Source organism: Calothrix sp. NIES-2100 (genome assembly GCF_963875285.1).
Taxonomy (GTDB): domain Bacteria; phylum Cyanobacteriota; class Cyanobacteriia; order Cyanobacteriales; family Nostocaceae; genus Aulosira.
Window position 1 is genome coordinate 9,094,383 of record NZ_CAWNLA010000001.1, and the last position, 14,534, is coordinate 9,108,916.

The window sequence follows — 14,534 nt, forward strand, 5'->3', positions numbered from 1 at the left end:
GCTTTGGCGTTTCTTGTATTCTCATCTAAGACTCATACAATTAAAAGTGAATTGTATTAGGATGCACAAAGTTGACTTTACAGAATAGCGCACAAAGTTAAGATTGCAATGACCTATTTAGAAACAGCAGCCCAATTCTACCGTGAAGTTGCAGAAACACCGCAAGTTGGACTTTGTTGTGTCCAAAGTACACCCCTGCAACTACCAGGGCTGAAAGTTCCTTTAGCAATGCAGGAAATGAATTATGGATGTGGTACTACTGTTCACCTAACTGAACTAGCCAATCAACCAACCGTCCTGTATGTTGGGGTTGGTGGTGGCTTAGAAGCTTTGCAATTCGCTTATTTTTCCCGCCGTCCTGGGGCTGTAATTGCTGTTGAACCAGTAGCAGCAATGCGAGAAGCCGCAGCACGTAATTTGGCGATCGCTGCTCAAGAAAATCCTTGGTTTGACACCAGCTTTGTAGAAATCTGCGCAGGTGACGCTTTTAACTTACCTGTTGCTGATGCTGCTGTAGATGTAGTAGCACAAAACTGTCTCTTCAACATATTTGAACCAGAAGATTTAACCCGCGCTTTAAAAGAAGCATTTCGCGTCTTGAAACCAGGGGGACGTTTGCAAATGAGCGATCCCATTGCGACTCGTCCTATTCCATTACATCTACAACAAGATGAACGCTTACGTGCTATGTGCTTATCAGGCGCACTTACATATCAAGAGTATACCCAACTGATCGTCAATGCTGGTTTTGGTCAAGTAGAAATTCGTGCCCGTCGCCCTTACCGCCTACTAGATGCTGTAACTTATAACTTGGAGGAGAATTTACTGCTAGAAAGTCTTGATTCTGTCTCCTTCAAAGTTGACATACCAGAAGATGGAGCCTGTATTTTTACTGGCAAAACAGCAATTTATGCGGGTACAGAACCCTTGTTTGATGACTCAGCAGGTCATTTATTGCAACGCGGTATTCCCGCAGCAGTATGTGATAAAACTGCGGCTAAACTTGCGGCTTTAAAGCCGACAGAAATCATGATTACCGATTCTACATGGCACTATAACGGTGGTGGTTGCTGTTAATTTTAAACTCTTACTGGCGGTTGGCGCTTTCAGCAATTACCGCCTGTTACCGCCTGGGAGTTGCGTAAGTCAGTATTGGAGACTTCTTTCTGGTCTTCTGACTCTGACATAGGTTAATTTTGGTATTATTAGTTGTCTGTATTAAAAAAAAGCTAACTTGGCTGAATTATCAGTAGCTTACAACTATTTTTTAATTGCATTCAATCTATCATCCAATTTCTTCAGTATGCGCTCTTCTGACTGAAGCTGTTGCTCGTATTGAAACTTGCGGGATGGGTCTGTTTCAATTACCCATGCATTTCTAATAATTGCAATTTTCTGGCTTTGAAGTGCGTAGGCTTGTTCAAGTGAATCTCTTTCGTTCTGCCACTCATTTATAGATGCCATCAAGATATTAGCTAAAGGATGTTCAATAGCTTCTTTTAAAGCTTCTCTCTGACCAGACAGTAGTGCCTCAATTACCCACGCTTTCAAAGTTGGATTCTTCTCAATTTCATCAACTACCTTAGCTACAACTGTCATTTTTTCAGAGGTTGTTGCAGTGGGGTTTGTTTTCTCTAACTGCTGTAGGAGTTGCTGAATTTCTGTTGCGGCAAGAGTTAGATTTTGCTTTTGTTCAGTTGTGTAATTGGTGATATTCCCGCCTATTTGATGTGCCGTGACGGTTTCAGCATTTACAATATCACCAGCAAATTGAGCGCCTTGCAAGTTGAAATTAGATTGTTTTTTAGAACCTTCTGGCATTATAGTATCACCTTGATTAGTATAAGTTTCCACATAAAAATTAGGACGTTCAAGCGTCGTAGTTATCATAGTTTCCAACCTATTGATGTGATATTCTTTTGCTGCTATTAATGCTTGAAAATCTTTTTCTGCTATTGCTTTAAGGTGGTTATAATTTACAAAATATTCTTTACTCAATTCAGATTTATTAGCTGTTGCTGCGGTTTTAGCTCGGAGCAGTATTTTATCGTCTCCCCGTCTTTCTATTGCTATAATTTCAAGTTCTGCGCTTGGATTATTTTCAGCTAATTCTTTAAAGGCAACAGCAATTGCTCTTGGGTCAACACCTTGGCTGTGGTACAAGTCCAGTGTGTCAAAAATAGGTTTAATAAAATCACCGAACTCCCCATCTGCAAACACTTCTTTATTGTTATCTGGTTTGCGGAGGGGGTCAGGGTTCTCTTTGGTGGGGAGTCGCATATAAACATATTCACAGCGCACTCCATCAAATTTTGTATCGGTGGTAATGCCCCAATCTTGAATGTAGGCTCCGGTGAGCGTAGCGCCTGTGAAATCAGTTGCGTCGAGTTGGGTCTGTTTGAGCTTTGCTCTGGATAAATCTGCGTCTTGTAGGTTGGCTTGGCTCAGGTCAGCACCAATAAAACTGGCATCTACTAAATTGGCTCCTTGTAAGTTGGCATAGCTCAGGTCAGCACCAATAAAACTGGCATCTACTAAATTGACTCCTTGAAAATTTACTCCTTGCAAATCCTCACGGTCAAAATTCAAGTCCTGCCCCTGTCCAGTAACTAACACACTTACCACTTTTGCGTTTTGCAAGTAAGTTGTTCCTGGGCGAACACGATCTAGTTTTTTAGTTTTATGGAAATAGGTGCGAATCAGATTAGCTTTTCTAAAATCTGTACTTTTTAGTATGGCAGCCGTGAAATTAGCATCAGTTAAGTTGGCATTCCCAAACTTTGTACCCTCTAAAGCAGCAAAAGCGACAGCGATGTTGCGAATAAGAGCGTATTTTTCATCTCCCTTCATTGCTCTCCAAGCAATGTAAGCACTAACTAAAGCTCCGGCGATGGCGAAGGCGAAGGCGAAGGCTCCGGCGAAGGGGATGGCGAAGGGGATGGCGACGGCGAAGGCGATGGCGATGGCTCCGGCGAAGGCGACGGCGAAGGCGATGGCGAAGGTGATGGCTCCGGCGATGACGAAGGCGATGGCGATGGCGATGGCTCCGGCGATGGCTCCGGCTCCGGTGAAGGCTCCGACGAAGGCGGCGGCGAAGGCCACGGCGAAGGCGAAGGCGATGGCTCCGGCGATGGCTGAGTTGAATCCTTGGCGAAGGATAACTATAAAAATAAGAATTAGTACTATTAAGGCAACCCAGCTATCGACCTGATTTTCTACACTTGAACTGTTAGAAGATATTAACACTCCAGCAAAGGCTGAGAATAATCCTGAAATTCCAGACAGCATCCACGAAAGACAGACTAAAAAAATAGCCCAACGCCTTTGTAGTCCAGCAGTAACATGACTGAAGTTTGCCCCCCTCAGATTCGCCCTTGTAAAATCTGCCCCCCGAATATCTGCACCACTAAAATTTGCTCCTTCAAGGTTTTGTCCTTTGAAGGAGCGCCCACGAAGATTTTGACCTGAGAAGTCCTGGGGCATACCTTGGCTGATAAATGTGGGGATTTATGCTCTGATACACAATAAGTATGCAATTTTCCGGCTTCTAGCACAATATTATTCAGTAAATCGTCATTACTCATAGATGACTCCTAACCTTACACCTTATAATTTCCCTGACTAATGAACAATACACTTTGAATATAAAGTCTTCCTGATTTTTACTTATTAGACATTCTTATCATTTATTGCGATATGTCGGACATCTACACGAGGTTGAGCCGAGATAGCTGCGATTTCAGAAATTAAGGCTGAAAACGATTATCATACATAGGTTTGATAATGTGCTACTTTGTTGTACTTAATTAAGGGCGATCGCCTAATATAGCAATCCGAATTGAAACCTGAGAAAATACGGTGATACAAAGTACGCATTTATAAGCTTTTCAGCCATTTTATATCTCACAACTGATTTAGGATTGCTATATTTAGACGGGTATGGAAGATAGAAAGTAGCCAGTTATGGGCGCTCGTGTCGCCCACAAGTAGTAGTAATTTATTTTTTGGAAATCCCTTAAAGTTAAATAAAATCACAGTAAATATTCAAGGAGACAAATAAACAATGCAGATTCAATCGCTAAATTTACCAGATATAAAAGTAACACCATTCAACCAAAAACTCAGTTCCCCTTTAAGCAAAGTAGGTATATCTGTATTACAAATTAATTTAGGTAAACGTTGTAACCTTGCCTGTACACACTGTCATGTCGAAGCCAGCCCAAGACGCACAGAAGAACTTTCAAGAGAAATTTGCGAACAGCTAATTGAATTAATTCACAAATTTCCAGAAATTAAAATTGTCGATTTAACTGGTGGCGCACCAGAAATGAATTATGGATTCAAGCCATTAGTCGAAGCTGCAAGGAAAACAGGAAAGGAAGTAATTGTACGTTCAAATTTGACTATTTATTTTGTAGATGGGTTTGGTGATTTACCTGAATACTTTGCCAAACATCAAGTCAGAATAGTTGCTTCTCTACCATGCTACCTGGCTGATAATGTAGATAAAATGCGCGGCGCTGGTGTTTTTGATGATTCCATTAAAGCTTTGCAGTGGCTTAACAGTCTTGGCTATGGTGAAAAATCAAATTTAATTTTGGACTTAGTATATAATCCACAGTTGCCTAAATCGGGAAAATTTTCCTTGGCTCCTGAACAGACAAACCTAGAAAAAACTTACAAAATGTTCTTGCAAGAACATTTTAATATAGTCTTTAACAACCTATTTACAATCACCAATATACCAGTTGGTAGAACTAAAATGTATCTAGAACGCCAGAAATTGTACACAAATTATTTAGAGTTTTTAGAATCTCATTTTAATAGCGATACACTTGGCCATTTAATGTGTCGCGATCAGCTATCAATTGACTATTTAGGCAATGTCTATGATTGCGATTTTAACCAAATGATGAATCTGCCGGCAAAAACTCGTAATGGTGAACCTTTAACAGTTGCCAAACTGCTAGAAGCTGGTAGCTTAGATTTGATTAGTGAAATCCAAACTGCTACCTATTGCTATGGTTGTACGGCTGGTTGTGGTTCTAGTTGTGGTGGTTCTTTAGTATAAAGTAAACTAATTTATACTTCTTGCTTAACGGTAGATTGAGGCTTCTATGTCATCAAATGATAATTTTGTTACAAAGCTGTTAAGCTGGGAATACTTCTAGTGAGATGGGTTTATGATGGCATTAGTTAAGTCTCCTCACACCACACCAAAAGCCGTGGACTACTGTTAGTTTCCACGGTTTTTATTTTTTTCTCAAGCAATGAGACATTTCTTTGAAGGAAACTAATGTACTATATTTTAACTTTGAATTTTTTAACAGACGAATGAGTTGATAGTGGCGTTATCAGTAAATATTCTGTTACCAAAATTGTAACGAGCGTATCGTGACTGGTCAGCTACTTTATTATGATATTAGTTAAGCTCCTCACACCACACTAAAAGCCGTGAAACATTATGTTTCACGGTCTTTTTCTTTATGTACATTCACAAATTAGATGTCGCCATGATAAATAAGTCGGTGAGAATAAACCTAACTATGTAACAGAATGTAAAATCGACATAACCTTTGCGATTGCTACCCTTCGGGAAGCCGCTTCGCGTCTACATTCCACTTCGTTTCATTCGCAATGACATAGCGTGAATTATTTAAACCGTTCTACTGAATTTAGCTTTTAGTGCGATCGCCTTGGTTTAGTGAGTAATGGCACTTATTCGATGTTTGTGAAGTTGTATAAATCTCAATATAGTTTCTCGGAAGACTTTTCCTTGAATCGCCAGCGAAATGAGTTATATGATCTTCTGCGGATACTAAATCGGCTGAAAGGATAAGCAGGCGCGATCGCACAATTCGCAAGGACAACGAAAAAGGTAGATACTCTTCAATCAGTTCCCGAAACCTGAGAAACTGAAAAATCTTATTCATTGCAGTAATACTGCTTTTAGTAGCTTTTAAGCTGGATATGTTCCGTCATCCTACATTGTAGTATACTTAAGTAAAACCGCTTAATCTTCGTATCTTTAACTTTTGATACAAGGATAATGAATAGCTACCATAACTCCCAACAAGAGTACGATCATGTTCCGGCCGATCAACTCTACGAAAAATGTTTGCTAGAACTCCGGGATCTTTTACGCTCACGTTATCCTTTAGTTTTTTTGCGCTCGTCTGAAGAAAACAGGGCTGTTAGATGTGCTATGCGATCGCATGACCAATGCATAGATGATATCAAAATCAAATCAGGCGATCTTTGCCGATGGGATAGCAAAATCGGTTTCCAAAAACGTTTATTACCGAAGCAAGGCTCAGAAGAAACACAGTGGCAACAGTTAGCAAATCCACCTTCAGAGAATACTAATCCTGTTATCCAAGCTCTCGATATTTTACAAAGACAATTACAAGATTTTGTCATTAAGTACCCAGATAGACAATTTACTTATATTCTTCCTGATTGGTCAGCTTTGATCGGCTCAGACGATCGCTTGATAGCACGCAGACTTAAAGAATTACTTCTAGATATTGAAGATAGAATACCACGTCCGCGCATGACATTAATTGTTATTGGTGCAGACTGGTCAATTCCTCCAATTGTGCGTAATCAAGTTCATATTCTCGATTTAGCTTTACCCACAGGAAAGGAACTTTACGATAATATCTTCAGTGTTGCATCTGAGAAATATGAACTTTTAGAAACAGAAGCCAAACGACTAGCTGAACTTGCTCAAGGTATACCACTCCAAGCGGCAATTCAAGCAGCAATGTTAGTCACGACTCGTAAATTGTGGACACAACCGGAAGCTACAGGCAAATTGTTACTAGAAGTCAAGAAACAGGAAATCAGAAAAACTGGGGTTTTGGAATATTATACTCCTCAAGGAGAAGGATTAAAAAGTGTAGGTGGGCTAGAAAATATCAAAGCTTGGATTGAGAGTCGGAAAGTTTGGTTTGAGCAAGATTTAGAACCCCAAATGCGCCCACGAGCTATTTTACTCGAGGGTTTTCCTGGCTGTGGTAAGACTTTCATTGCCAGAGCGATCGCGCAGGAGTGGTGTGTACCACAAATTAATTTTGAAATTTCTCGTCTCCAATCTAAATTTGTGGGTGAATCAGAAAGTAATACATTTCATGCTTTAAGAGCAATTGAAGCCTCTGCTCCTAATATTCTCTTTATGGATGAAATTGAGAAAGCTTTTTCTGGTACAGGTACTGACACTTCTGGAGTGAGTACCCGTCAGTTTGGTACTTTCTTATCATGGTTAAACGATCATCAATATCCCATCTTTTTCATTGCTACTTCTAACGACCGAGAAAAGCTGCCTCCAGAACTTTTTCGCGCAGGTCGTTTTGATGAAATCTTCATTGTCATGCCACCAAATACTCAAGAACGCGGGGAAATTATTCAAAAATGTATTCAGAACCATAACCTTTCAGCTATTGATAACTATACTTTAGAAGAATTAGTCAATCAAACAGTAGGCTTTACGGGGGCTGAGTTAGATAAATTAGTTAAAGAGTCAAAATATCTGGCAGGTTTTCAAGGTACACTAACTGATAGTAATTGGTCACAAGCTCTAGCAAAAATAAATCCCCAATATCGGACTGGGAAGATGCAAACTTTGTTGCAAAAGTATTTAAAAGTTTTGTCAGATGGCTCGGGAATGGCTGCTTCAATTGGTGAACCAGGTTTTTTAAATCAACTGATTTTATAAATTTTCTATGGCAATTTGTGTAAAAGTTAAAAACATCTTTCCTCCTTGTCTCCCTTCCCTTGTCCCTTTTGTTCGGATATGAAATAGGATTGCTATATTTTTGGAGGCTCAGAAAATGAGTGGCACAAAAGCATATACAGTATCAGGTATTGCACCACTAGCAACACAAGCAGTGGTGGCGGGGGTGGCTGTAGCAGGCTTTGTTGTTGCCTCTGGTGTAATGGCAACAGGAACAGCGCTAGTGATGGCTGCTAAAGCTGCTAAAGCATATCAAGAAAGAATTAAAAGAGAAGCAGAGAAAGCATTACAGCAAGAAGAAGAAATCCAACGCCAAATTGTTGAGGCTCGACGTTCTTATTCTAGAAATAAGATGATTGTAAAATTACCTGAAACAACTTCTCAGCCAAGATTAGTGAATTTGCTTCTCAACAATGATGCACAGTTTAAATCCAGGGATTTACAAATTAAAATTAGCGAACAGAAATCTCGTTTGCCGAACATTAAACAAGAGTATGAAAATCTAATTGAGCGGCAATTGTTAGATGAATCTACTGTTTTACAAGCGATCCGAAGTGTGGAGCAAGCACTAGATTGTGGAGATTTGCCAGCAGCAGAGGCATATCTGCAAGCACTGGATAATGCCAGGATAGAAGCATTTGCGCAACTGCGATCGCAACTGCAATCACAAGCAAAATATGCCCAAAGCAGACTTTGGGCGATCGCCGAACGCTTACCAAAAGCGATCGCCCAAAATTTAGCAACCGAAATTGAGCGTATACGTAAAAGCGATCGCCCGATCGGTGACTCAGATTTGTTAGCCATTCATCAACAAATCACCGTCGCCGAATTGCAAATTGATCGAGTCTGGGAAGCCGCTGAAAATTTAGTCACAGCATGGCAGACTCCAGGCGTTGACTACATAGCTCAGATTGTTGGCATTGATGATGGTGACGTTGTTGTGGAAATTGAAACCCATGAAAACCAGGAAACAGGAGAAATAGTGAACACAGTTATGCGGGTGCAATTTGCTGGCGAGCAAATAGACTTATTCGGGCCTCGTGAAGAAACTGCTAACTGTGCTGCGAGAACAGGACAAGCCCTGCAAATGTTTCAAGAGCAAGGTTATTACTTGGAGTGGGATAGCTTAGATGGTCAACCTGTACCAGAAGAATATAGACAAGTATATTCAGCACCAGAAGTAGCCACCTTAGAAATGGAGCCGCCATTACTAGAGTCTCCTCAACGTCGGACAGAGATCGAAAGTTATTAACGTGAATAGGGGGACAAGGGGGACAAGGGAGACAAGGGAGACAAGGGAGATGAGGAGAGACGGGGACGCGGTGACGCGGTGACACGGAGAAATGACAAATGACAAATGACAAATGACAAATGACAAAACTATTAAATCTGGCTTCGTGGTTACCTCGTTCTTCTGCCAATGGCCCCGGAACAAGGATGGTGTTATGGGTGCAGGGTTGTCCGTTTCGCTGTCCTGGTTGTCAAAATCCTGACTTTCTAGAATTTCGCATCAATCAGGTAGTAACTGTAGATGATGTCTGGCAAATTTTCCAACAACTACCTGACTTAGCCGGTATTTCCTTCTCCGGTGGTGAACCCTTCGCGCAAGCTGTAGCTTTAGCTGAGTTAGCTAGTTTTGTACAATCTGCTGGTAAAACAGTGGTTTGCTGGACGGGATACCGCTTAGAACAATTACGCTCAGGTCAAATCAAAGGCGCAGATCATCTATTACAACATGTAGATTTATTAATCGATGGTCTGTTTCTACAACAACAATTAGGTGATGATGTATTAAGGGGTTCAAGTAATCAACAACTACACTTTTTGTCAGGACGAATTACCCAAGCCGACTTGAAAAATATTCCGCGTCAGGAGTGGATTATTAATGATGCACTCTTCACTTATACAGGGTTTCCAATTCCAGGTGAGAGAGTAGAAACAGAAGGAAAAATTTCATGAGTGTAATCATAATTGGTGATAGAGCAGTTGGCAAGAGCAGCATGATTTTGGGTTTGTGCGAACCGTCTCCACAAGAGAAATATGTTGTTGTTGATGAGGATGATTGCAGCCGACTCAAAGAACAACTGAGTCCCCACGGAACAGTATTACCCACAGAAAATCCCGTCAATTTACATTCCCTCACAATCTATTTAAGGCTATCAAGACCTAGAGAAATTACAGTTAATTTAATCGATACGCGTGGGGAATTTTGGGGAGATATCAAGGCAACAGAAAGTCCTCAATATAAATTTCCTAGTGCCTACCAAGATTTTATGCAAAAGATTGCTCAGGCTCGTTACATTATTTTACTGTTGCATCCATATCAAGAGTTAGTGCGAGCAGAATATTTAAAATCAGATTTTAATACCCTGAATAAAGAAGACGATTTGTATCCTCGTGACGTCTGGGTCAAAAACCTGCAAAGAAATCTGCAAACACTCAAAAATAATTGCAAATTAACTAAACATTTTTTTATTTGTCTTCACAAAGCTGATCTTTTTTGTAATTACAAAGAGGAGAGTTCACGATGGCGATATAATCCTTCTGGAAGTAATGATTTTGGGACTTATTTAGACCGCATTAGAACTCGCTACTTTGGCGTTGCTAAAGATGTAATTCGCGAATTTAATATTAATCAAGTAGGAGCTTCTAAATTAAGTTTTTTTATTACCACAAATAAAGATAGAAACTTGTTAGAAATTCCTTGGTTGAGTTTGGGCACATATTTGAGTTCAGAAGCAGAGGAACGCAGATGATACCTACAACTAAATCTATACCTTTACAAATGTGTATTATGGGGCCGAGAGCTTCAGGTAAAACAACTTACCTAGCATCTTTGCTAGCCCCTGGATTAAAAGAACAAGATGGCAATGGTATTAAAGCCGGGGGATTAAAACTACACAAACTGGAAGATATAATTAGCAATTTTATCAAACAAAAAAAAGCAGTTCCTCCCACAGATTTAAACGAAGAATACGATTATCGGTTTGATATTGCAATTCAGAATGCTAAACGTTTTCGTCAAGCTAACAAAATCCAACTAAGTGCCAAGGATCTTTCTGGAGAACGTTTCGACCGAATTTTTGATGCTTTTATCAACCCTGGTAGCCGAAAATCTCTCAAAGAGCAGCAAGAACTTGAGCAAGATGTCCGCGAGTTTCTGATTCAATGTTTCACCATGAATCGTTGGATGTTTATGCTGACAGAATGGCAAACGGGCAAAGACGAAGACTATTTTAAGGTTTTTCAATGGCTGTGCGATCGCATCGACGAGAATAGTAAATTAAGGTCTATACAAACCCTCAGAATTGCTGTTGTCATGGCTAAATGTGAACGCGGCGAAATTTGGGGTGGTCGTCTCGATCCAGAAGCAGACTTATTTAAGATTCGATTACACAAAACTTATAACTTACTGAAAACCAGATTAAAGAAAAAAGTTAACTTTTTTGCTTGTTCGGCTTATGGCATTTTAGGAAAATACGACCCCCGACCCAATCGATTTTATACTGAAGATGATGGTATTCATGCCGAGTATCGCGCTCGCTTGCGGGATTTTGATAACTGGAATCCTTATGGCGTAATTGAACCAATTTACTGGTTGGGTACAGGAGAAAATTTACATAATGAATTTCTTTAAATTTTTTAACGTTTTCAACGCAATTCCGATTAACCTACCAGGCGGTGATATCCGCATGATTGGCGCTCGTGATGTGGGTAAAACATCATATCTTGCAGCCCTCTCCATTTGTTGGCAAGCGGAGAGTTATCTAAACGGACGCATTATGTCTGTTGATCCCTATGGGTCTGGTGCTAAACTTCTGCAAGACAATGCTGAGAATATGTTAAGAAATGGGATAGAAATGCCAGCAAGTGAATACGCTGACTCTTGTAAGTTTTCTATCAAGCTCAAGCCAAGATTCTTCATGAATCCAATTGCGACAATTCAGAGAAAACCTCTCAGACTGAACATATCTATCACAGCACCTACAGGAGAATTAATTGAGCATTTGATAGCCGGAACTTTTACGCAAGATGCTCTTAATGATTGTGCTTCTGTAGTCGGTTTAATGCTGGTGCTTGATAGTACTACTCCTAAACGAGATCCAGATTATGCTAAGGCAGTTGCTAATTTACAAAGAGAATTAAACAATATTTTGGGCATCCAGAGAAATCGACGCAGATTAAGAAGACACAGAATCGCAATTGTCTTTACTAAAGGTGAACAGAATGATATTTATCGCAGCAAGCCTCAAGAGTTTGCCGAACTCAAATTTTCTCAGACTTTCGCCATATTACAAAATTGGCAACAAACTTGGGGATGTTCAATGAATTATTTCATGTGTTCTGCATTTGGTTTTATTGGTGATACACTTCAACCTAATTGTCGGCCAATTCAGGGAAGTAGCGCATATACTCTAAGCAAACCCGAAGCTTGGCAGGCTTTCGGTTTAGTTGCTCCCATATACTGGTTGCAAACAGGTAAAGACGATCGTCAATTGCGATAAGCATAGTAGAGGTTGAATTATGTCTTCTTTGAAAATTCACCGTAGAGAAGTTGAAATATACGAATTTTCTAGAGGTTTTACCGAAGTATTTGAAAATAATCGGTGGATATCCGGCGGTTTTGGCAATGCGATCGATCGTTCTAATTATGATGGTGAGATACCAAGTTCTATTCAAGAGTTTATTAACAATAACCAAAATATCTTCGGCATACCCACTGGTTTTGCACCTGCTCAAGGTGAAGAAGCTTTGATTGCTAGAGTTATCGGCGATCGCTACTGTGTTTTAGCAGTGGCTAATTATCAGGGTAAAGATAATAAAGGCAGGGATGGTATTGTTGGATATCGCTACTTTTGGCTAGACAAAAATTCAAAAACTAATCAAAAGTTATCATCAATGGATGGTGTAGTAACTTTACTAAACTGGTGGCTGAAGAATCGCTTTGTATTTCAAATGAATCCTGATTCGTTTACAAGAAAAAAGTTAGTTTGTCGTGAATATATAGAAGATACCGATAGTTATCATCCTCATAACCAACAAAATTATCCTATTAAACCTGCTATTCTCACATTAGCTGATTACAAGAGAAAAAATCTCATCCACTTACATACTCAGGCTGCTCAAGAAGCAAAAAACAGAAGACTTCCCCTTGCATGGGCTTGGAATGTCCGCAAACTTAATTTTCCAGCAATGTATGTGGCTATTTGGTGTGAAAATGAAGCTGCTAAACAAACCATCGAGCGTGAATTAGCCAGAAATGATGTCCCCGATGGCGTAAATCCTCTGCCAAATCAAAGAATCCAAAGAGCAGATAGAGGTTCTTTGACTGTAAATGAAAAATCAATTGAGATGAAATTGGACGAATTTATATCGGCTAGTGACAAAAATATTACCGAAAAAGCTCGTGCTATTGTCAAAATATTATGCCATGAAGAAAATTTAGATTGGCGTAAATTTTTTGTTGCAGATAATCAACATATCAAAGATATCGAAGATGCATATCCTCCAATAGAAGCTGTGAGATATTATGCCCTAATGCCTATTTTTATTCCAGAAAAAATCATTGAATGGCTGGATTGGCTACGAAAAAATCAAAAACATATAAAAATTTCTTTTCAAACTCAAATATTTTTAATTAAAGAATGTAGAAAGCAACAAACAGAATTGATTAATCAGCGTCTTTATGATGGGATTTCGACTTTATTAGATGAGTTAGTGAATAGTGAAACAAATAATTATGAAAAATGTAAATGGTTGTTAGTCAAGCAGAAGCATAATATTTGGGCTAAAAAAATCAATCAATATGTTATAGATTTTTTAATTTATTTGGAAAGAAAATATACCGATCCGAGTATAACAGAAGAGTTTGGTGGAAAAATTACACAAAATGTTTTTAGCAAACTAGCAACTCTGTTTATGAATTATCAGCAACAACAAACAGAAAATAATAATTGGGATCATCTTACCTGGTGGAAAGGCACTAGTAATAATGTTGGGCTGAGTAATCTAGCCAACTTACTCCAAGAAAAAGTCAAAGCTGAAATTAACCCAGTTAAACAATTTTTACATCAGTACAATGAGCAACTATTAGATGTTAATTTTCTGTCGGCAATTTGCTATCAATATAGTGAAGGTAGCATACCATTTAGTGTTTTCTTAAAGCTGAAACCAAATCATAAAGAAAGAATACAGACAATTTTGAAAGGTGAAAAACCACAAGAAAGAGGATATAGTTTTAGAATCTGGCGAAATCGTCTGATTGTGATTATTTTTCTCATAAGTATGCCAACTGTATTATTGCAAATAGGTTCTAATTTGTCCATTTACTTATTTGACTATTGGACAGGTTCATCAAAGCTATCTTTAAAAGAAAGTATTGAAAAGTGCAAAAATATAGATGCTAATACTACTAAATCTTCAGAATCAAAAAAGCAATTACAAAAATGTGAGTTAGAACTAAAAAACATACTTATAAGAGAAATAAATACACTTAATCGTCTGAAGAAAAAGGAAATTAGTGACGATGAAAAAAGTAGGCTGAGAAATAGTAAAACATACTCAGATATAGAAAACTTATTTATCAATTCAAGGGTAGATGTACAATTAAAAGCTACAAATAATAGTCAAATTATTGACCAATATGTATTAATTATTTTGGATTATTTAAAACAATCTCTTGAAGAGAAAAAACTTTATATAGAGATATTTAAACCTCTGGAAAATTGTGCAAATAAAAAAGAAATAAAAGAGTTTGGAGATTGTGTACAAATCTTAGATAACAAATGAAAAAAGAGGT

11 protein-coding genes are annotated in these 14,534 nt (G+C 38.9%); 9 read left to right on the forward strand and 2 right to left on the reverse strand.

Features of this window, described 5'->3' with window-relative positions; translation table 11 throughout:
• Nucleotides 1-108 precede the first annotated feature (108 nt).
• Complete coding sequence (gene arsM, locus AACU32_RS37095; RefSeq protein WP_096607234.1) at nt 109-1,077, forward strand: arsenosugar biosynthesis arsenite methyltransferase ArsM; 969 nt, start codon at nt 109-111, stop codon at nt 1,075-1,077.
• A gap of 183 nt (nt 1,078-1,260) precedes the next feature.
• Here the strand turns inward: arsM and AACU32_RS37100 are convergent, their stop codons facing one another.
• The gene (locus AACU32_RS37100) at nt 1,261-3,483 is read right to left on the reverse strand and encodes a pentapeptide repeat-containing protein (RefSeq protein WP_096607235.1); all 2,223 of its coding nucleotides are present in this window, start codon (nt 3,481-3,483) and stop codon (nt 1,261-1,263) included.
• Nucleotides 3,484-4,063: 580 nt separating this feature from the next.
• Between AACU32_RS37100 and arsS the strand changes: the two genes are divergently transcribed.
• Nucleotides 4,064-5,071, forward strand: coding sequence for an arsenosugar biosynthesis radical SAM (seleno)protein ArsS (gene arsS, locus AACU32_RS37105; RefSeq protein ID WP_096607236.1), 1,008 nt, complete (start codon nt 4,064-4,066; stop codon nt 5,069-5,071).
• Between the two features lie 604 nt (nt 5,072-5,675).
• On the opposite strand, the gene AACU32_RS37110 is transcribed toward arsS, so the two are convergent.
• Complete coding sequence (locus AACU32_RS37110; protein WP_339378582.1) at nt 5,676-5,933, reverse strand: hypothetical protein; 258 nt, start codon at nt 5,931-5,933, stop codon at nt 5,676-5,678.
• A gap of 116 nt (nt 5,934-6,049) precedes the next feature.
• Between AACU32_RS37110 and AACU32_RS37115 the strand changes: the two genes are divergently transcribed.
• From AACU32_RS37115 to AACU32_RS37145, 7 genes are all read left to right on the forward strand, one after another.
• The gene (locus AACU32_RS37115) at nt 6,050-7,717 is read left to right on the forward strand and encodes an AAA family ATPase (RefSeq protein ID WP_096607237.1); all 1,668 of its coding nucleotides are present in this window, start codon (nt 6,050-6,052) and stop codon (nt 7,715-7,717) included.
• 115 nt (nt 7,718-7,832) lie between these two features.
• Nucleotides 7,833-8,987 (forward strand): hypothetical protein, encoded by a 1,155-nt coding sequence (locus AACU32_RS37120; RefSeq protein WP_096607238.1) that lies wholly within the window; start codon nt 7,833-7,835, stop codon nt 8,985-8,987.
• Between the two features lie 119 nt (nt 8,988-9,106).
• Nucleotides 9,107-9,694, forward strand: coding sequence for a 4Fe-4S single cluster domain-containing protein (locus AACU32_RS37125; RefSeq protein WP_096607239.1), 588 nt, complete (start codon nt 9,107-9,109; stop codon nt 9,692-9,694).
• Entirely contained in the window at nt 9,691-10,491 is an 801-nt protein-coding gene (locus tag AACU32_RS37130; protein ID WP_096607240.1) for a hypothetical protein, read from the forward strand. Before AACU32_RS37125 ends, AACU32_RS37130 begins: the two co-directional genes overlap by 4 nt.
• Nucleotides 10,488-11,372, forward strand: a complete 885-nt coding sequence (locus tag AACU32_RS37135; protein WP_096607241.1) for a hypothetical protein — start codon at nt 10,488-10,490, stop codon at nt 11,370-11,372. The genes AACU32_RS37130 and AACU32_RS37135 overlap by 4 nt, the downstream gene beginning before the upstream one ends.
• The gene (locus AACU32_RS37140) at nt 11,359-12,240 is read left to right on the forward strand and encodes a hypothetical protein (RefSeq protein ID WP_096607242.1); all 882 of its coding nucleotides are present in this window, start codon (nt 11,359-11,361) and stop codon (nt 12,238-12,240) included. The genes AACU32_RS37135 and AACU32_RS37140 overlap by 14 nt, the downstream gene beginning before the upstream one ends.
• A 19-nt stretch (nt 12,241-12,259) precedes the next feature.
• Complete coding sequence (locus AACU32_RS37145; protein WP_096607243.1) at nt 12,260-14,524, forward strand: hypothetical protein; 2,265 nt, start codon at nt 12,260-12,262, stop codon at nt 14,522-14,524.
• Nucleotides 14,525-14,534 lie beyond the last annotated feature (10 nt).